Genomic DNA, 20,556 nt, shown 5'->3' with positions numbered 1-20,556 from the left:
AGAGATTATTAAAAGGAAGCACTCTGGAGGCATTAAGTCCCTCAGAGTGCTTTTTTATTTTGTATATAAATGATCACATTTGTTCAATGAATAAATCATGGTTTATTGTTGGTCTGATTGGCCTATTTTTTAGCTGTAAAGAGCAAAAAAAAGTAGATCATGAAATCTACGATGGCCCCGAAGTCGCCATGCGTAATATTGACATGTTAGTCTCTGATTCTGCGATCATCAAACTCCGCCTTGTTGCACGAACTCAACTGGTTTTGTCTAATCAAGATCGAGACTTTCCTGATGGAATATACCTTAGATTTTATAATCCCTTCGGGCTAGTGACCTCCACACTTTTGGCGGATAAAGGCTATTATTTTTCAGAAGAAGACTATTATCAAGCAGAAGGGAATGTAATTATGAGAAGTCTTTTTACTGGCGATGAACTATCCACAGAGCTGCTTAATTGGGATCCAGAAAAAGAGCAAATTTACACGGACAACTTTGTGACCATTAAAACGGAAGATGAAGTACTAACAGGCGAGGGTTTAGAAGCCAGCCAGAACTTTGAAGAATATACCATACTCAAACCCAGTGGAGTCATGTCTATTATGCCTCAAACTAAGCAGCCACAGACTAATTAGCGATGAACAACTTGTTACAAATCATTATTCTTACTTTATCCGCGGCATTTTTCCTTATTGGACTTCATCAAACCATGACTTTAGGATTTATGCATTCCTATTGGATTTTTATGCTAAGTATTTCTCTTATACTTTTATACAAACTAAAAAAGGAGAAAAAATAATCAAATGGATCCATTTCTGGTAGGAGTAATCATCGTATGCATCATTTTTTCTGCCCTGTTCTCAGGATTGGAAATTGCATTTATCACGACCAATAAACTGCATATCGAACTACAAGGCCAACAAGGAACATTATCGGCCAGAGTACTATCCAAATTTGCCCGTAAGCCCTCCAATTTTATTGCCACCACACTTATTGGCAACAATCTTACCCTAGTTATCTATGGTATTTTTATGGCCATGCTACTGGATCCTTGGTTGGTTAGAATATTACCTATGCAGTTTTCCAATGATCTGATCGTGTTGCTTTTGCAAACTATTATTTCTACCATTATAGTGCTCTTTACGGCTGAGTACATTCCTAAAAGTATTTTTCTGGTAAACCCATACAGGCTACTATCGTTTCTGGCAGTCCCTTTTTTGATCATCTATTACATCCTTAGTCCAGCAGTTTTTCTTATTGTATTTGCCAGCAAGATTTTTATAGTCAAATTGTTAAGACTCAATTATTCTGATGAGATTCCTGTTTTTGGGCTTACTGATCTAAACAATTACATCAAAAAAATAGCTGACGACCGAATCGATCAAGCAGAGCAGGATGTCGACACAAAATACTTCAACAATGCGCTTGATTTCAAAACTGTAAAGGTTCGTGAGTGCATGATCCCTAGAACTGAAATTATTGCCATAGACGTAAATGCCAGTATAGATGAGTTAAATAATCAATTCATTGAAAGTGGACACTCGAAAATTATAATCTACAACGAGTCCATTGATGATGTCATAGGCTACTGTCACTCACTCGAACTCTTCAAAAAACCAGTTGACATCAAGAGCATTCTGACCAAGATCATTATAGTGCCAGAAACCATGGCAGCTAACGAGCTTCTGCTTCAAATGATCACAGATCATAAAACACTAGCACTGGTAGTAGATGAATACGGAGGGACTTCGGGAATTGTAAGTATAGAAGACATCATTGAGGAGATTTTTGGCGAAATTCATGATGAGCACGATGAGTCCGATTTGCTCGAAGAAAAGCTCAATGATCAGGAATATATCTTAAGTGCCAGACAGGAAATCACTTATCTCAATGAAACTTATAACTGGTCCCTGCCAAAAGGTGATTTTGATACCATAGGCGGCTTGATTTTGTCCGTCAACGAAAATCTCCCCAAAAAGGGCCAAATCATTGAAATAGAAGGTTTTTCAATAGAAATATTGCTCATGGACGAAGCCAGAATTGAAAAGGTTCGTCTCAAAATAAACCCACCCAGTATAACTCCGTGACAATCAAATTCCTAAGCATAGGAAAAGTTTTGATATTAACATCAGTCTTGCTTATTTTGCGCTTCGTTTTAAACAATTTTATACAATGGCAGCAATAAATACGCTAAGAGAGAAGGGGAGTAAGATCATTGTTTTCCTAATTGGATTTTCAATTGTGGCATTCGTAGGCGCTGACCTATTAGGCCCTAATTCAACCCTACTTGGCAATTCAAAAACCAATGTTGGCGAAATCGCTGGCTCTAATATTTCTTATCAGGATTTCCTGGCCAAACAGGACGAGATGGAATATAACTGGACACAATCTAACCGAAGAACTCCAACGTCTAACGACATAGCAGGTATTCGAAACCTGACTTGGGATGCATTGGTTGCCGAATACGCATTCAAAAATGAATTTAACGCTATCGGCATTGATGTTTCTGATGAAGAAATCGTTGACATGGTTCAAGGTGATAACATCAGCCCTGAAATCAGACAGGCTTTTACTGATCCACAAACTGGAGAATTTAGCAAAGACAATGTAGTAGCTTTCTTACAAAACCTTGGTGAGCAAACGCCAGCTCAACGTGCCAACTGGTACAATTTCGAGAAGAACTTGGGTCCAAGTAGATTGAGGTTGAAGTTTGACAACTTAATGATAAAAACGAACTACGCCACAGAGGCTGAAGCCAAGTTCAAATACCAAAACGAATCTAATACAGCAGAAATCAATTATGTCTATGTGCCATTCTTGTCTATGGCAGACACAGCGATCAATGTATCCGATAGTGAATTGAAAGCTTATTTAAGTGATAACGAAAAAGAATACCAAAGAGAAGAGTCCAAATCTGTGAAGTACATTTCATTCGACGTGGTGCCATCTGCTGATGATACAGCTATGGTAGTTGAGCAGATTGAAAAACTAAAATCAGAATTGATCAACACGGATAACGATTCCACTTTTGCTGTTGTTAACTCTGATGCTTCAGATGCATTTAAAAATTATACGCCAGGCGAGCTTCCAGCTGTTTTTCAGGGCGAAGATGTAGTGATGGGCGCTGGTACGTTTGTAGGGCCAGTGATAGAAAATGGCAGCTATGTCATTTACAAGGTGGCAAGCATGAGACCTAGCGACGCTAACTCTGCCAGAGCAAGCCACATTCTTTTCAAGTGGGCTAGTGATAGTGATGCAGAAAAAGCCAAAGCTAAAAAAGAAGCAAGAGACGTATTGAAACAGATCAAAAGCGGAGCTGACTTCGCAGAAATGGCAAGACTGCACGGAACTGACGGAACAGCTTCTAAGGGAGGGGACTTAGGTTGGTTTGCAGAAGGTGCCATGGTAGCTCCGTTTCAGGAAGCCGTATATGGTGCTTCTAGAAAAGGATTGTTGAGCGACGTAGTAGAAACACAGTTTGGTTATCACATCATCAACGTAACAGAAACCAAGACTAATGTAGTTTACAAAATTGCAAAGGTGGCTTTAGATATTTTTGTAAGCGATGACACAAGAAACAAATACTATAGAGATGCTGAGCAATTCGCTCTTAACGCATCTAACCTTGAAGAATTCGAAGCCACTGCTAAAGAAAATAATTTGTCCATAAAAACTGCAGCCCGTGTTCGCAAAAACGACAGACGCATCACAGGAATTGCTGAAGGAAGAAGTATCGTTTATTGGGCATACAACACAGCGAGCATTGGAGATGTATCTGAGGTATTCGAAATTGATGATCAATATGTAATCGCAGTATTAACTGATGAGCAAGAAGAAGGAGTTGCAGCATTGGAATCAGTAAGATTTGAAGTAACCAAAAAAGTAAGAGATCAGAAAAAAGCGAAAATCATTACCGAAAAGCTAAATGGCCTGACAGGCACAATGGATGAAATAGCCGCAAGCTATGGTGAAGGTGCCAAGGTGTACAATATGCCAGCATTGAAATTGAGCAGCAACTCGCTAAAGAGTGTGGGTCTAGCTCCTGAAGCTGTAGGTGTAGCCTTCTCAATGGAAAATGGAGAAACCACTAAACCGTTCGCAGTGGACAATGGCGTATTGATCATTGAAATGGTGAATAAGCTAGAAGCTCCAGAAATTTCTGATTACGAGTCGTACCGCACACAAGTTTTGCAGCAGCGTCAAGGACGAATTGCTTACAGTGTTGACCAGACCATTAAAGAATTAGCTGAAATCAAAGACGAGAGATATAAATTCTTTTAGTCAATAAAATTATAAATTCGAGTCACGTTCCTAAAGGACGTGACTTTTTTGTTTATATGGATCAATCTACAGACTCATTCAAAGAGAAATTAGACAATACACATAGTTTTCCCACGCTATACGTATTCAAGTTTATCGTAAAACCAGATCAGGTGAACGAGATAGAGAAATTATTCCCCAAGCACGAAGTGACACAAAAATCCTCCAGTGGAGGAAAATATGTGAGTACCACTGTCAAGATCATGGCAGCTTCAAGTCAGGAGATCATCGACCATTATCAGGAAGCCGCCAAAATAGAAGGAATAATTTCCCTCTAACGCACTAACTTCTTTGCCGTTCAGTTTATATCTTGTCTTGTTAATTGATTTATTTGAAAATGAAGCTTTTCTTTTTTTCTATCCTTTCGTGCCTACTATTAGGAATAGCTGCTGATACGTGGGCGCAAAGCCCTATAGAAGAGGATTTGCCAACAAGAAAAGTCAACAAGAAAGTCAAAGAAAATAAGTCGAGCAATTTCCCAAAAGAAAAAAAAATCAGGTTTATCTATGTGAAAGATGGAGGAAAGGTATTGTTCGGCAATCCATGCGCCATGCAAGTCACTCACAACATGGGCTTCGAATATGGCATAGAGCACAGACCCGAACCAGGCCTTGTCCCTTGGTGGCGCAGGTTTAAGACCAATACGACCACCAAGACCATTCTATTTTTCACCAAAGGCCCCTGGTGGCGCGCAACGGTCAACAAGCGCTTCAAAGCCTGCGCCATGACCAGTGGTGATAGACGTGGTTAAATAGCCATTTGATTAAACCCCACTATTCTGTTCTCCTAAAGGGAAACAAATACTTTCGCGGATCTGTTCCGCGATCTGTCAGTTAGCACAACTGCTATCTCGTCTAGAGCAAGTGGAAAAGAATTGCACAAGGTTGGATAAACACTATTAATCATTCGAGAATTTTGACATCGAATTAATTCCATTAAGATATTTAGGCCAATGAGATCTACATGAAATCCGTGTTTGAACGGAGTGAGTTTGGATTTCAGCGCCGTACCAGCCTAAATATTAGGAATTCATTCGCAGTCTTGCTTTTTTTGGCGGTCCGCCGCCGCGGTTCGTTTTTTGGGTCAAGCCAAAAAATGAAAAATCCATCCAGCGCAGGTGGTTTGTCACTTGTGCAAAACGGAAATAGAACAAGTCAAAACACTTGCATGAGGACGGATAAACACTTGCACGAGGTCAATAATTAACCCAAAGGATTAATCCCAGTATAATTAAAAGGTGTGATCGACTTCAGCTGCTTCTTCAATTCATCCGATACCTCCAACGTATCCACAAAATCCTTAATCACCTCATGTGTGATTTCTTGATTGCCACGAGTCAAAGCCTTCAAAGCTTCATAAGGTTCTGGGTATGCCTCTCTTCTTAAGATCGTCTGAATGGCCTCAGACACCACTGCCCAGTTTTGATCCAGATCATACTCAATAGCATGCTGATTCAATTCCAGTTTGCCAATTCCTTTTTCCAATGATTTCAAAGCAATGAAAGAATGACTAATAGGTACACCTACGTTTCTCAAAACTGTTGAATCCGTCAAGTCTCTTTGCAATCTTGAGATGGGCAATTTGCCAGCAAGGAAGTCATAGTTCGCATTAGCAATGCCCAAGTTTCCTTCCGCATTTTCAAAGTCAATAGGATTTACCTTGTGAGGCATAGCAGATGATCCTACTTCACCTTTGATGATTTTTTGTTTGAAATAGCCCATGGAGATATATTGCCAGATGTCCCGACTAAAATCAATCAAAATCGTGTTGATTCTTTTCAGGTTGTCAAACAGCGCAGCCATGTCATCATAATGCTCAATCTGCGTAGTCGGATAGCTTCTTCTCAGTCCAAGTGTGTTGTCTACAAAATTGTTAGCAAACTTGATCCAGTTCACTTCTGGGTAAGCGATATGATGTGCATTCATGTTACCCGTAGCACCACCAAACTTGGCACCATATCTCACGCCATCCAGCATGTTGATCTGCTGAGTCAATCGCTCATGAAACACCAAAATTTCTTTGCCCAATAAAGTAGGAGAAGCCGGCTGACCGTGCGTCTTAGCCAGCATTGGAATATCTTTCCAATCTTCTGCCAAGCCCATCAGGGTATCCGTGATTTGATTAATCAAAGGAAGGTATTCCTCTTCAATGGCATGCTTCAACTGCAAAGGAATTGCTGTATTGTTGATATCCTGAGAAGTTAATCCAAAGTGGATGAATTCTTTGAATTGGCTTAGACCCAAATCGTCAAATTTGGCTTTGATGAAATACTCAACTGCCTTTACATCATGGTTGGTCGTTTTTTCAATGTCTTTGATGGCCTGAGCATCCCCTTCAGAAAACTCAACCACACTTTGTCTCAACTTCCCAAATACGGAAGTATCCACATCTTTCAGCTGTGGTAAAGGATGCTGGCACAATGCAATGAAGTATTCCACCTCTACATGTACTCTGTATTTGATCAAACCAAACTCTGAAAAATACTCAGCCAACTGAGCAGTGTGTCTTCTGTATCTTCCGTCTACTGGCGAGATCGCCGTGAGTGCATTCAATTCCATCCTTCTTTACTTAGTATGAGTGGCTTGCGCCAAAATTATTGGACGGCAAAATTAGACAAATCTGGTTAGATGAGGAACTCTGATTTTTGTCATTTCGTAAGGAATTCGACGATAGTCGGATGATTGAAGAAATCTCCTTAGTCAGTGGCAGTTAGCCAACGCTCAATACGCAACTAAGAAGATTCCTCCGCAAGCTACGGAATGACTTGAGGATAGCTGGTTTAAACCACTTAATGGTAATCTCGCGTGTTAGATCTACCCATATTCAAGTAAGCGCCAAGCCGTCTCTTTGGTCATTTCGCAAAGAATTTGACGGAGGCCAAATGACTGGAAAAATCTCCTTAGTTTCTAGCAGTACAATATGAAGTTTCAAACCCAATCCCCTATTTTTATGCACCATTAATAATCCGCAAACTTCCATGAAAAAAATCCTCTTCGCCTGCATAGCAGCACTATTCATTTTTAGCTGCTCAAAGAAAAATGAAATCGAAGGACCTAACTTCGACCAAGCCAAAAGCCTATTTGTAGATTATATCTCGGCCTATACCTCTGGTGTCATCTCTGCCCAGTCCAAGATTAAAATCAAAATGGCCAAACCAGTAGCAGAAATCAAACCAGGTACAGAAGCATCTTCTGGTCTCTTCCAGTTTGAACCAAAACTAAAGGGCAAAGCTTATTGGGAAGACAGCAGAACCATCATCTTCGAACCAGAAGCAAAATTACAAAATGGCGTCAGTTACAGTGCCACTTTCAATTTGGCTCAAATCCTACCTGATTCAAAAGATAAAGGAGACTTCAAGTTTGCATTCAGAACCATCCCTCAAAATTTTGAGGTCAAAAGGCTTGGGATGGCTTTATATGATCCAAAAGATCTGTCCAAAGTAAAGCTGAACGGAGAAGTACAAACGGCTGACAATGTAGATAGCAAAGCAGTTGAACAAATCCTCAGTGCAACTCAGAACCAAAACGCTCTAACAATCAGTTGGACACACGCGTCTCCGACTCGCCACTCGTTTACGATTGAAAATGTGAAGCGAGAGGAAAAACCAGGCAAGGTAAATATCGCATGGAATGGAACGAGCATTCGGGTAGAAGAATCTGATGATTTGGATTATGAAATTCCTTCTATCAATGATTACAAAGTATTGTCGGTCAATATCGCACGTGGTTCACAGGACTACCTTTCGGTTTTGTTCTCAGACCCACTGATGCCAAAACAAAACCTGAAAGGATTCATCACGCTAGGTAGTAATCAACCCAGATATGTCATAGATCAAAACGAATTGAAACTCTACCCAACCGCAGAAGTAGATGGGACGGTTATCCTCAAGATTTTCTCCAAAATCAAAAACTCTGCTGGATATACGCTCAAAGAAGATTTTACGAAACAATTGGAATTGACACAAGCCAAACCCGAGGTGAGAATGGCCGCCAATAGTGGTACCATCATTCCAAATTCTGAAGGGTTGATTATTCCCTTTGAAGCAGTGGGACTTAAAGCTGTTGATGTGACCATCGTGCAGATCTTTGAAGACAATATTCTCCAATACCTTCAGGTAAATAGCATGGGCGATGAATATGAGCTGAATCGTGTAGGCCGTCCTGTGGCCAGAAAAACCATCAACCTGTTGGAAACAGGGGTAACTGATCTTAATCAATGGAATCGATACACTTTAGATATTGCCGAGTTCACCAAAATTCAACCAGGCGCCATGTACCAGATCAAATTAGGTTTCCGCAAGGGGCAGTCGGCTTACTTCTGTCCTGACACTGAAGAAGGGGAATTGGAAGATTTAGAAGCTTGGGGCAATCAGGAAGAAAGCAGCAACTGGGACAACTATGAAAATTACTACTCATACAATAACTACGATTGGCGCGAACGTGAGAACCCGTGCCACGATTCTTACTATATGTATCGAGGTACTCCAACTAAATTGGTACTGGCTTCTGATTTAGGTTTAGTAGCCAAAAGAAGTGACCACGGCGACCTACACGTTTTCACTACCAACATGCTCGACACCAAACCCTTGTCCGATGTGAGTTTAGCTGTGTATGATTATCAACAGCAGATCATTGGTTCTGGCATCACAAGCAAAGACGGCCAGGCCAAAATCAAGATGAAAGGCAAACCCTTCTTACTTGTCGCAAAATCTGGAAACCAAATGGGTTATCTCAAAATTGATGACGGCTCTTCGCTCTCTTTGAGCAATTTCAATGTCACAGGCCAAAAGATTCAAAAAGGAGTCAAAGGCTTTATCTATGGTGAACGAGGCGTTTGGCGCCCAGGAGATGATATCTACCTGACATTTATTTTGGAAGACAAGGAAAACACATTGCCTGAAGGCTATCCTGTCGTCCTGGAATTCAATAATCCACAAGGTCAGCAAGTCAAAAAAATGGTAAAGACAGAATCAGTATCTGGCATGTATGCCTTCAACCTGGCCACTGCTACAGATGCGCCTACTGGACGCTGGCAAGCAGTAATTAAAGCAGGAGGTGCTACATTCACCAAGTCTCTGAAAATTGAAACTATCAAACCCAATCGTTTAAAAATTGACTTGGATTTCAAAAAGGATAGGCTCACAGCACTGGATGAAAATATCTCAGGAGATCTCAATGTGAAGTGGTTGCATGGCGCAACAGCTGGCGGATTGAAGGCTGAATATGAGCTGGTCGTATCTCCTGTAAAAACCACATTCGAAGATTATCCCAGCTTCAGTTTTGATGACGAATCCAAATACTTCTATGCCGAAAGTCAGGAGGTATTCTCTGGTCGGTTAGATGCCAATGGATTCGCCAAAATAAACCTGGATTTGTTTGTGGAAAACAATCCTCCTGGAGCATTAAAGGCCACTTTTAGCGGAAAGGTATATGAAGAAGGAGGCAATTTTAGCATTGATCAAGTGAGTATTCCTTATTATCCATACACCTCTTTTGTAGGGATCAAAGCACCTGAAGGAGACAAGCGAGGCATGTTACTGACTGATGAAGATCACAACATTCGAATAGTCACGGTAGATGCCAAAGGACAGCCGGTAAGTAGAAGAAATGTGGAAGTAGAGTTCTACAAGCTCAGCTGGCGCTGGTGGTGGGACAACAGCTATGACGATATTGGCAACTATGTCAGTCGAAACTATAATACACCAATACAAAACACGACCATTAATACCACTAACGGAGAAGGCAAATGGGAATTGAACGTAAAATATCCAGACTGGGGTAGATATTATGTAAAAGTCACAGATCCGATTTCTGGTCATAGCGCGGGACAAGTAGTCTATATAGACTGGCCCGGATGGGCAGGCAAAGGCAAACGTGGTGACGCTGGTGGCGTGAGCATGCTCAACTTTGAAGTAGAAAAATCTGATTACCAAGTAGGTGAGCAAGTAAAGTTGACCTTCCCAAGTTCCAAAGGCGGGAGAGTTTTGGTCAGTTTAGAAACGGGCAAAAAGATCATTCAATCGTTTTGGGTAGAGACAGAAGAAAAAGCTACAGCCATCCAGTTTGAGGCTACTTCTGATATGTCACCCAATGTATACGCACACATCAGCTTGATACAGCCTCACGCGCAAACAGCCAACGATTTGCCCATTCGCATGTATGGCATTCAATCCATCAAAGTAGTAGATCCTAACACCACTTTGAAGCCATTGATTGCCATGCCAAAGGAACTGAACCCTGAACAGACTTTTCAGGTGAAAGTGAGCGAACAAAACGGCAGGACTATGGCCTACTCTGTCGCCATGGTAGATGATGGTATCTTGGATCTGACGAAATACAAAACACCATCTCCATGGGAAACCTTTTATGCAAGAGAAGCTTTGGGTATAAAAACCTGGGATTTGTATGATGACGTGATTGGCGCTTATGGTGGAAAATTAGAAAGGTTATTGGCGATAGGTGGAGATGCTCCATTGGAAGCACAAGATGCGAAGAAGGCCAATCGATTTAAGCCTGTGGTGAAATACCTCGGGCCTTTCCAATTGAAGGCGGGAGAAACTGCCTCACATGAAATCACCATGCCACAGTATGTGGGAAGTGTACGAACTATGGTGGTGGCTGCTCATGAAGGTGCTTATGGATCTGTAGAGCAAACTACTCCAGTGAAACAAGCCGTAATGGTACTAGCTACCTTGCCACGAGTAGCCGGGCCAGGAGAAGAAATGGACTTGCCAGTCACCGTTTTTGTGAATGATGCCAAAATCAAACAAGTCACCGTTTCTGTAAAGGAAGAAGGTAAGTTGAAAGTAATAGGTGATGGAACGCAAACCATCAAATTCGCCCAACCTGGTGAGCAGATTGTTTATTTCAGAGTGAAGGCAGCTGAGTCTCTTGGTTTCGCAAAAATTAGTGTAAGTGCCAAAGGCGGTAGCATTACTTCAAACCATGAAATTGAGCTAGATGTAAGAGCTTCTAACCCTGAGATAGTAGAAGTACAGGATCAATTGATCTCAGCTAATGATAGCTGGAGCGCCAGTTATCAACCACTTGGTATGATCGGCACAAATCAGGGTTTGATTGAACTTTCTTCTCTACCATCATTGAACCTGGAGCAAAGACTTCAGTACTTGATCCGTTACCCACATGGCTGTATTGAGCAAACGACATCTTCCGTTTTTGCACAGCTTTATTTGGAAGAATTTGTTCCATTGTCTGAAGAGCGTAAGCAACAGATCAGTGCCAACATCAATGCGGCCATTCAAAGACTCAGTAGTTTCCAGACCGTCAACGGAGGCATGGCTTACTGGCCAGGCCAGGTCGAAGAAAACGACTGGGGCACCAACTATGCAGGACACTTCTTGTTGGAAGCTAAAAAGAAGGGTTACGCCGTACCTGAAGGTTTATTGAGTCGCTGGACAAAATTTCAAAAAAAGCAGGCCAATCAATGGTCGAAAGGAGGAAGAAGGGATAATGATCTCATCCAGGCCTACAGGTTATATACCTTGATCTTAGCGGATGAAAAGGTATTGGGAGCCATGAATCGCATGAAGGAAATGGATGACATCAGTTCGGTCGCCAAATGGCGACTGGCACTGGCCTACGCCCTTGCCGGACACAAAGGGCCAGCCGAAACCATGATAGATGGTTTGTCAAAAACAGTGGAGAAATATGATGAGCCTTCTTACACCTATGGTTCCAGACTTCGCGATCGAGCCATGATCTTGGAAACCCTTTCTGTATTGGAAAGAAAAGAAGAGGCTTATCCCATTCTTGAAGAAATAGCCCTGCAGATGGGAGACAAAAATCGATGGATGAGCACACAAACTACAGCTTATAGCTTAGTCGCTATTGCGAGTTATACCAAAGGGGCAGAATTGAATGAGGAGGTGAATTTTGAAGTGAATGTAGGTAGTGTGGCTGCCAGTTTCCAAAAAGGAAAATACGTGACTCAGATCCTAATAGAAGAAAAAGAAAAGTCTCAACCAGTCATGATCAAAAATGCTGGAAATGCACCACTCTACGCCCGAATGATCAGAACAGGCATTCCGCTTGGCGGAAACGAAACGGCTGATGCCAAAAACATCAAAATGACAGTCAGTTATAGGGACAAAAATGGTAAAACATTAACCGTGTCCGATTTAAAACAAAGTGCCAACTTCTCTGCTGTGGTGACCATTCAACACCCAGGAGTAAGAGGGGAATACAAAGATTTGGCATTGACTCAAATCTTCCCATCAGGCTGGGAAATCATCAACACCCGATTGAATGATACATCTGGAATCTCAGCTAGGGATGAACCAGATTACATGGATATTCGAGATGATCGTGTGATGCAGTATTTTGATTTGAAACCAAATGAAAAGAAGACATTTGAGATCAAACTCAATGCGTCATACAAAGGTAAATTCTATTTGCCTGCCGTGGCTGTAGAAGCCATGTATGACCATTCGATTTATGCACGAACGGCAGGGCAGTGGGTGAGTGTGGTGGAGTAACAACGTGTAAGCTTAACCGTCATTCCCCGGTTTATCCGAGGAATCCGTTCGACTCAAGCAGCTAAGATTCGGATTTCAGTTGCTATAGGGACGAATCAGCCGAAAGAGTCGAATGATGACGATGTCAAACATGAAAAAGAAAATCACAAAAATCTTAAAAAACCGACTCGTGCAGCTCCTGCTGCTCGGGTCGATTTTGTTTTTGCTGCTTCCACTACCTGATCCCCTATTTGATCAACCCTATACCACCACAATAGAATCTGCAGACGGCCAGCTCATGGGCGCCCGAATTGCAGATGATGGTCAATGGCGATTCCCTAGGGTTGATAGCTTGCCGACTAAGTTTGAAACGGCACTGCTGCACTTCGAAGATGAGTACTTCTATTACCACTTTGGAGTTAATCCTATTTCTATTTTCAAAGCTTTTATTACTAATGTAAAATCAGGTAGCATCAAACGAGGGGGGAGTACACTCTCTATGCAGGTCATTCGTATGGCTAGAGGCAATCAGCCCAGAACCATTTTCCAAAAGCTATGGGAAACCGTATTGGCGATCAAGCTCGAACTTCTTTATGCTAAGAATGAGATTCTAATGCTCTATGCCAGCCATGCTCCGTTTGGGGGAAATGTGGTGGGGATTTCTGCAGCCTCCTGGCGGTATTTCAATCGTGCGCCTGAACGGCTCTCTTGGGCTGAAGCTGCCGCTCTCGCAGTTTTGCCTAACCAACCTTCTATCATCTTTCCTGGTAAAAACGACCAGGCCTACAAAGGCAAAAGAGACCTTTTGCTAACCAAGCTTCATCAAAACGGATATTTTGATGCAACTACTTTAACATTGGCCAAGGCAGAGGAACTCCCCGGACAGCCTCATGACCTCCCACAACTCGCTCCCCATCTTTTAGGTCAATTGATCAAAGATGGAAAAAAGGGGCTTCGCAATCAGGTGACACTTGATGTCAGCTTGCAAAATACAGTAACAAGACTGACAGAAAATCATGTACAGCAGTTGAATGCCAATTACATTTTTAATGGAGCAGCACTAGTCGTGGAACTACTGAGTGGTGAAACCAAAGCCTATGTTGGCAATGTGAATGCAGAAGAAATACACAGTCCATCTGTAGATGTCATTCAGGCCAAACGAAGTACAGGCAGTTTGCTGAAACCATTTTTGTATGCTGCAGCTATTGACGAAGGACAGCTCTCCCCAAAGCAGTTGCTTGGTGATTATCCTGTGTTTTTTGAAGGATTTGCCCCAAGGAATTTCGACTTGCAATATCATGGAGCCGTGCATGCGGACGAAGCCCTGACCCGCTCCCTCAACTTACCTTTTGTGATGCTTTTGAAAGAATATGGCTATCAGAAATTTCATCAAAAATTACAGAGGATTGGAATGAAGAGTCTCGACAAGCCAGCTGATCATTATGGTCTGTCTATGATTCTGGGTGGTGCTGAATCCAGCCTCGACGAATTGGTAAATATGTATGCCAATCTGTACCGAGTTTATCGCCACTCCTTTGACCAATCTATCACTGCCCAATATGATGCGGATAATTATATCCAACATCAATATTTGACGAATCAGGCAGTAACACCATTGGCTACTATGCAAAACCCAGAGGAATTGAGCGTTGCCTCGATCTGGTCTATGTTCCAAGCCATGAAAGGTTTGCACAGGCCTGAGGACTTTGCAGGCTGGGAGCAGTTTCGCTCCTCCACGCCTATTTCATGGAAGACAGGCACCAGTTTTGGTTTTCGCGACGCCTGGGCGATTGGGCTCAACGGCCGCTATGTTGTAGGTGTATGGGTCGGCAATGCAGATGGAGAGGGTAGACCTGGACTGGTCGGAGGAAAGGCCGCCGCACCCCTAATGTTCCAGATCTTTGAGCAACTAGAAAGTGACCCCTTTGATGAGGTGCCAACGAGCGAAACACAGGTTTTTGAAATCTGCAAGGAGAGCGGACAAAAGGTTAATCCTAATTGTGAAAACAAGGAAGAGGTTTCATTGCCAATTACGATAGAAAATTCAGCTGCTTGTAGCTTTCATCAACTCATTCATTTAGACAAAACGCAAACCTATCAAGTCAATAGTTCTTGTTATGACGTGAATCAAATGATACACAAAAGCTGGTTTGCCCTGCCACCCGTCCAAGCTTGGTACTATCGTCAGTACAACACAGATTACCAAAGCCCGCCTAAATTTTTGGCTGGCTGTGACCAATCGTCAAAAACCACCACGCTTGAAATGATCTATCCAAAACCCAATGCCAAAGTGTATATCCCTAAGGAACTAGACGGCACTTATGGGCAAACCATCTTTGAAGCTGCACATAGCGACACCAAAGAAACCATCTACTGGCATTTGGATGGAATCTACCTGGGCAGCACCAAGCGGGTTCATCAACTGGGGCTATTTACAAAACCGGGTCAACATGAGCTGCACCTATTAGATGGTCAGGGACAGGAGTTGAATTTCAGGTTTGAGGTGATGGGGGAGAGATAAAATACCAATTAATAGGTATTTCAAGAATTGTACTTCCGTTTTACTTTTGATAGTAAATGGTCATAGAAATAGCCAAACATATCAATCGAGTCCAAGCACTTTGCGAAAAGCATAAAGTCAAAGAATTGTCTATCATTGACAACCCTACATTGCAAAAAGATCAGATTCACTTCATGGTACGATTTGACGCCAATATCCCAACCATGCACTACGCTGACAACTATTGTCAACTACAAGACGAGTTTAACTCCTTATTTGGGAAAACCGTAACGCTTTGGTTTGAAAAGTCCTTTGTAGACATACGGCAATTGGAAGAGGTGAAGCAAAGCAAACGATTGTTGTTTGAAGTCTGATAATTCATCAATCAAACTGCCTTCAAAATATATCCCACACTGTGCACATTCTCAATCTCCACATTTGGGTCATCTTCTAGATATTTGCGAAGCTTAGCTATAAATACATCCAAACTTCGGCCAGTGAAATAGTCCGAGGCGCCCCAAATCGTAAGTAGCAGTTCTTCTTTGTTCACTATCTCATTCAAGTCTCTTGTCAGAAGCTGGAGTACCTGACTTTCCTTTCTTGTCATTCGTCTCACTTCTCCACGGATAGAGAGACTTTGGTTTTTGGAGTCATAAGTGTACTTCCCAAAAGTGACTATTCTTTCTTCTCCCTTTTCTTTAATATTTTCACTTCTTCTTAAAATTGCACGAATGCGACAAACCAACTCGTCTGGATCAAAGGGTTTAGTTAAGTAATCGTCAGCCCCCAAATCGAACCCTTTCAATACATCTTCTTTCATGGACTTGGCCGTCAGGAAAAGTAAGGGCATTTTAGTCTGATTGACTTTAATCAATTTGGCCAGTGCAAAACCGTCCATCCCGGGCAACATACAATCCAACACACAAAGATCGAACTTACCACTTTGGAATATCCGAATGCCCTCCTCTCCATCAGAAGCCAAACTCACCAAGAATCCTTCTGATTCAAGCAAGTCTCTAATCAGGTTTCCGGCATGCCTATCATCTTCTACCAAAAGTAGTTTTGGGATCTGCTTCTTCATTTGGTCATGGGTAATTGAATGGTGAATTTACTTCCGTCTGCTGAGCTACTTTGCAATACGATATCCCCTCCGTGCAGCTGAATAATCTTTTTGACAAGAAATAATCCAACACCATGACCAGACTCATCCTCCTCATTTCTAAAATATTTTTCAAACACTTGATCATGCAGCTCTTCAGGTATACCTACCCCATTATCTCTGATACTTATACGAATCTGCCCATTCGCATTGGATGTTTCTATAAGTACCAGTGGTTCCTTGACGGCATAAGTAAGAGCATTGTCAATCAGACAAATCAACACATTCAATAATTCCTTATAATCGCCTCTAATCTGGCTATTTTGAGCCTGAAGGTCCATTACAATGCTTGCCTTCAGCTCTTCTTTTTTGACAGACATACGTGAATGGGCAATCTCAATAAGTTCATGTATGTCGCATATTTCATCCTTTTGATTGCCCAAAATCCTTTCGAGTGAGCCCATGCCCAATACTTCATTGATCCTGTTTTTAAGTGACTCGTTCTCAGATTTAGCCACGTCCATATAGTAGTTCACTTTTTCTGTTTTGCCCTCATCAATTTGTTTGCCCAACATAGTCAGTGCCAATGAAATATTATTAATAGGTGTTTTTAATTCATGACTCACAGCATCAATATAATCTACAGTATCTAGTTGAATCTGTTGCTGCCTAAACAGCCATTTGAGTGTAATGCCACAAATCACTATTAGAATCGCTATCAGCAGAAAGGAGGTAACAAACATGCCATTAAGCTCGGATAGGATGAAATCTTGTCTCGAAGGGAAGTCAATATGGATGGACGCATTTTCCATGTTTGGCATCTTGGCCTGGACATACCCCACATCAGCCTTTGCTTCAGATTTGGAAAGGGTCACATCGAACGGAATATCAATTTTATAGAATTGCAAATAGCGATCTACCGTGCTTTCAATTCGATGTCCATTGTGAACACCCACAAATTCTACTAGTCCTCCACCCTGTTTTACAGAACAAGAAGCCAGTGCCGAACAGACGCGTTTGTCCTTTCCCAGTTCCTCCACAGCCGAGCACAAGGCCAGTGTGACTCTGTGACGAAACTGGTCTTCTTTGAGCTGTGCCGAGGTGAGCAACCACTGGATTTGAAAAACCAGTAGACTGATCAGCACAACAACCAGACAAGCCACCAGTCCCCAAAGTTTATTCTTTTTCACATCTGCAAATACGTACAAAACAGTCAAAAAGTCATTTTTTTAACTTTTCATTAACGTTTGTATAACGATTCGTTGGATCAATTTTTTTTAGCACGAGACTAACTTTGAATAAATCAAAAATTTAAGTCATGCGAAAAATACTATTAAGCCTGCTCATAATAGGAGCGACCGTTTCTACCAGTTTTTCTCAAACCAACAAAAGCTGTGACCCTAAAGCCTGTGGTCCAAACAACACCAAAGTAGGTGAGGCAAAAGTCATTACAAAGTTGAGGGGTGAAGTGAGTGAAGTGAAAACACTCATTGGTGCTGCAAAAATCGAAATGAAAGAAGCGGCTATCAGTCATAGTGCTCTCAAGCATCTTCCATTAGATATTGAAAACAATTCAGAAGACGCCACTTTGCTCATCCTCTATATGGATGTGGCTTGCATGAGGCAAACGTTGAATTTAGCAGCTGGCTCTCCCAACTACAGCAGCAAAGCCCAATTAGTTGCGAGTATGCGAAGCGATCTCTCCGCCATGAAAAACCAATTGGCGAGTAACTAGCATGAGATACAAAAACTTGGTCAGTCTGCTTACAGCTTTGTGCTTTTTTGTCTTAGCTGTTAGTGGAGTGCTTTCCTTTTTTCTGGACTATTCCAGAAAGCTTGCCACTATTCATACGGTTTTTGGTTACTTCTTTATGGCGTGTGTAGGCCTTCATCTCACTAACAATTGGCCGAGTTTCAAGTCTTACACTCATAAAAAAAGCTAATGAATATACGTCAAGAGTTTGTTTTGGCAGGAGCAATTGTTTCTGCCCTATTCTTCATGGCTTATCGTCAAGCTTTCCCTTTCGGGGAAATGATGACTTGGGGAGCGAGGGTCAAAGCCAAACAAGCCAACGAAGTTCGGTCACAGCACTATTCTTACTATATTTCTGACGAAAGTCAGGGGTCTAAATTGTTACTTGATATCAAAAGCGGCATTCACTTTTGGCACCCTCAAGTGGTGATTTGGGTGACAGACACTAATGGCCATTTTATTAAAACTTTATTCATTACTGAGTCGTCCGCAAAAGGCCTTTTCATGTCAGGCCGAACCGCGGACAATTTCAAATCCTTTGATGAAAAAAAGGGCACAGATCCCATTTCCAGACAAAATCTCCGTTTGGTAGATGCACTTCCGTATTGGTCACATAGCCGGGGCAAAGAAACACAACAAGGCTTTTACGCTCCCACTTTTGATCAACCAGTAATAGATGGAATGACAGGCGCTACACCTCAGGGAAATTTTTATGTTCAAAGTCAAGTCCCTGACTCTTTGGTTTATTTCGACATCTACCTGGAAGTAAATGTAGCTTTCGACGACAACGAATATTACTCAGAATATGACTTTCCAGATGACTCCCTTTATCATGGAGGTACAGGATTACTCGGTCAGCCTTCGCTCATCTATCGGGCCACATTGAATAAAGAAAAGAATCCTTACTTTACGCTGATGCAGCTGATAGGTCATTCTCATCACTCTGGACGTACAGGTCATTTATATCCAGACCTGACAACCATCACAACAGCTCAACGAATCATAGATCGAGTGGTCGTGAGTTTAGAAATGGATGAATAACCCCTAGCTCAGATGGATGAAAATTTGCCCGATCACCACCTGCGTTTTCCAATCATAAGTCAAACCAAAAAAACCACTGAGGTGAACTGGTGAAGCCTGAATGTATTTCCTAATCCCTGTTTGAAGGAAGGCCGCCTCCTCTTGATTGAGTGCATACTCCGCGTCCAGCATGAGGACAAAGTCTTTTTTTAGGTTAATAAAAAAGGAGGCAGAAAGCTCTTTAGCAGAATTAAAAGTGGTGGTGTTTTCTAACCAACCCTTTCTGTAAGTAAAAGCAGCAAAATACGCTCCATCATCCAAAAGATACCCTGCCAGACGCCAATCATGAATAGAGATATTCAAATGATGCACCCACAACTCTCCATGATTGAAATAACCATAGGTAACGATAGAATTTGTTGCCAGAGAATAGGAAACCTTTGTTCCTGGCCGACCGGGTATTATGGTACTTTGTGTATGTGTTTCTACCTGACTTTCCCATGTAGTGGGGTTGGGACGTATCACAGTTGTGGGAGTGGCAATCAGTCCTACATGCCAGGTAATTTTTTTGGTAGGTTTGGTCATTAGCCCAAAAGAATTGTACCCGGCTACAGGCTGCAATTTACTGATCTGAATTGCTCCCCAGGTTTTAAGTATGATTTGATCGCTCAGGGCTAATTCTGACTTGATTCCTACACGCAAGTTGACTTGGGACTGACTTGAGATACTATCAGTTTGGAATAGTGTGGTTGAATTTAATCCTGCGTAAAGGCGAGAAATTGAAAGTTGTTCATTCTGAAAGATATCGATCATTTGACAGAACACTTGTATGGGAATCAACAATGCCATACTAAAAATAATATGCTTCATGATTTTCGTTTATTCAGACTGGAAAGAATAATAGCAGAAGACCAGTAAGGTTTTTGAAACCTTACTGGTCTAATGGTTAATCCCAACTATTGTTTTTTGAGACAGCATAGACTCCTGCCCCTGAGAAGAAAACAGCCAATGCACCAAAGAGATAGAATGCTTGTAGTTCTATGGCCCATCCACCATACTGATTCAATGCGAAAATGTCCCCCGAATGTGCCAGTAGGGTAGCCACCAGCATGTTGAATACCAAGGCTAAAGCGGCCAGCCTGGTTCTGTACCCAGCAATAATCAATAAGGGAGCAACTATTTCCCCAATGAAGGCACCATAGGCAAAAAATTCAGGCATGCTATATCCTGCAAAAACACTTTTGATAAAAGCATATCCAGAAGTGAGATTGGCAATGCCATGAAAGAGCAGGAGAAAGCCCACCAGCACACGCTGAATGAAAAGTGCAAGGCTTTGGTTTTTGTCAATTTTTAATGTTTCCATGATATTTTGATTTGTTTAGGGTCAAAGAAAC

Annotated in this window: 16 protein-coding genes; 11 read left to right on the top strand and 5 right to left on the bottom strand. The window is 41.9% G+C overall.

Annotated features, from left to right (window positions below; translation table 11 throughout):
* Positions 1-86 precede the first annotated feature (86 nt).
* The 5 genes from lptC (at position 87) to B9A58_RS11075 (ending at position 5,068) form a co-directional block, all read left to right on the top strand.
* On the top strand, positions 87-632 hold the full coding sequence (lptC, locus tag B9A58_RS11095) for an LPS export ABC transporter periplasmic protein LptC (protein ID WP_084372910.1): 546 nt from the start codon (positions 87-89) through the stop codon (positions 630-632).
* A 168-nt stretch (positions 633-800) separates the two neighbouring features.
* Complete coding sequence (locus B9A58_RS11090; RefSeq protein ID WP_084372909.1) at positions 801-2,084, top strand: hemolysin family protein; 1,284 nt, start codon at positions 801-803, stop codon at positions 2,082-2,084.
* A gap of 85 nt (positions 2,085-2,169) precedes the next feature.
* A complete protein-coding gene (locus tag B9A58_RS11085) occupies positions 2,170-4,278 on the top strand; it encodes a peptidylprolyl isomerase (RefSeq protein ID WP_084372908.1) in 2,109 nt (702 codons plus the stop codon).
* Between the two features lie 56 nt (positions 4,279-4,334).
* Positions 4,335-4,595 carry a DUF493 family protein gene (locus tag B9A58_RS11080; protein WP_084372907.1) on the top strand — a complete coding sequence of 87 codons (261 nt, stop codon included), beginning with the start codon at positions 4,335-4,337 and terminating at the stop codon, positions 4,593-4,595.
* 59 nt (positions 4,596-4,654) lie between these two features.
* Positions 4,655-5,068 carry a hypothetical protein gene (locus B9A58_RS11075; protein ID WP_084372906.1) on the top strand — a complete coding sequence of 138 codons (414 nt, stop codon included), beginning with the start codon at positions 4,655-4,657 and terminating at the stop codon, positions 5,066-5,068.
* Positions 5,069-5,519: 451 nt separating this feature from the next.
* Here B9A58_RS11075 and purB read toward each other — a convergent pair whose 3' ends face one another.
* Positions 5,520-6,875 (bottom strand): adenylosuccinate lyase, encoded by a 1,356-nt coding sequence (purB, locus tag B9A58_RS11070; protein WP_084372905.1) that lies wholly within the window; start codon positions 6,873-6,875, stop codon positions 5,520-5,522.
* A 419-nt stretch (positions 6,876-7,294) separates the two neighbouring features.
* On the opposite strand from purB, the gene B9A58_RS11065 reads away from it, so the two are divergent.
* The 3 genes from B9A58_RS11065 to B9A58_RS11055 all read left to right on the top strand — a co-directional run bounded on the left by B9A58_RS11065 (position 7,295) and on the right by B9A58_RS11055 (position 15,664).
* Complete coding sequence (locus B9A58_RS11065) at positions 7,295-12,811, top strand: alpha-2-macroglobulin family protein (RefSeq protein ID WP_084372904.1); 5,517 nt, start codon at positions 7,295-7,297, stop codon at positions 12,809-12,811.
* Positions 12,812-12,941: 130 nt separating this feature from the next.
* Positions 12,942-15,311, top strand: a complete 2,370-nt coding sequence (gene pbpC, locus B9A58_RS11060) for a penicillin-binding protein 1C (RefSeq protein WP_176214755.1) — start codon at positions 12,942-12,944, stop codon at positions 15,309-15,311.
* 56 nt (positions 15,312-15,367) lie between these two features.
* Entirely contained in the window at positions 15,368-15,664 is a 297-nt protein-coding gene (locus B9A58_RS11055; protein ID WP_084372902.1) for a hypothetical protein, read from the top strand.
* A gap of 11 nt (positions 15,665-15,675) precedes the next feature.
* On the opposite strand, the gene B9A58_RS11050 is transcribed toward B9A58_RS11055, so the two are convergent.
* Both B9A58_RS11050 and B9A58_RS11045 read right to left on the bottom strand, forming a co-directional pair.
* Positions 15,676-16,371: a response regulator transcription factor gene (locus B9A58_RS11050; protein ID WP_084372901.1), complete on the bottom strand. Its 696-nt coding sequence runs from the start codon at positions 16,369-16,371 to the stop codon at positions 15,676-15,678.
* Positions 16,368-17,606, bottom strand: coding sequence for a sensor histidine kinase (locus B9A58_RS11045; RefSeq protein ID WP_139793840.1), 1,239 nt, complete (start codon positions 17,604-17,606; stop codon positions 16,368-16,370). The genes B9A58_RS11050 and B9A58_RS11045 overlap by 4 nt, the downstream gene beginning before the upstream one ends.
* A gap of 101 nt (positions 17,607-17,707) precedes the next feature.
* On the opposite strand from B9A58_RS11045, the gene B9A58_RS11040 reads away from it, so the two are divergent.
* Genes B9A58_RS11040 through B9A58_RS11030 form a run of 3 tightly spaced genes read left to right on the top strand, consistent with a single transcriptional unit; the run spans position 17,708 to position 19,183 of the window.
* Positions 17,708-18,124, top strand: a complete 417-nt coding sequence (locus B9A58_RS11040) for a hypothetical protein (RefSeq protein WP_084372899.1) — start codon at positions 17,708-17,710, stop codon at positions 18,122-18,124.
* 1 nt (position 18,125) lies between these two features.
* Positions 18,126-18,332: a DUF4405 domain-containing protein gene (locus B9A58_RS20790; RefSeq protein ID WP_084372898.1), complete on the top strand. Its 207-nt coding sequence runs from the start codon at positions 18,126-18,128 to the stop codon at positions 18,330-18,332.
* Entirely contained in the window at positions 18,332-19,183 is an 852-nt protein-coding gene (locus B9A58_RS11030; RefSeq protein ID WP_084372897.1) for a hypothetical protein, read from the top strand. Before B9A58_RS20790 ends, B9A58_RS11030 begins: the two co-directional genes overlap by 1 nt.
* 3 nt (positions 19,184-19,186) lie before the next feature.
* Here the strand turns inward: B9A58_RS11030 and B9A58_RS11025 are convergent, their stop codons facing one another.
* Entirely contained in the window at positions 19,187-20,032 is an 846-nt protein-coding gene (locus B9A58_RS11025) for a hypothetical protein (RefSeq protein ID WP_084372896.1), read from the bottom strand.
* Between the two features lie 76 nt (positions 20,033-20,108).
* On the bottom strand, positions 20,109-20,525 hold the full coding sequence (locus B9A58_RS11020) for a DoxX family protein (RefSeq protein WP_084372895.1): 417 nt from the start codon (positions 20,523-20,525) through the stop codon (positions 20,109-20,111).
* Positions 20,526-20,556: the final 31 nt, after the last annotated feature.

The organism is Reichenbachiella faecimaris (genome assembly GCF_900176375.1).
In the GTDB taxonomy this organism is placed as follows: domain Bacteria; phylum Bacteroidota; class Bacteroidia; order Cytophagales; family Cyclobacteriaceae; genus Reichenbachiella; species Reichenbachiella faecimaris.
The sequence above is the reverse complement of the archived record's forward strand: the minus strand, read 5'-3'. Positions and strand labels throughout refer to the sequence as shown.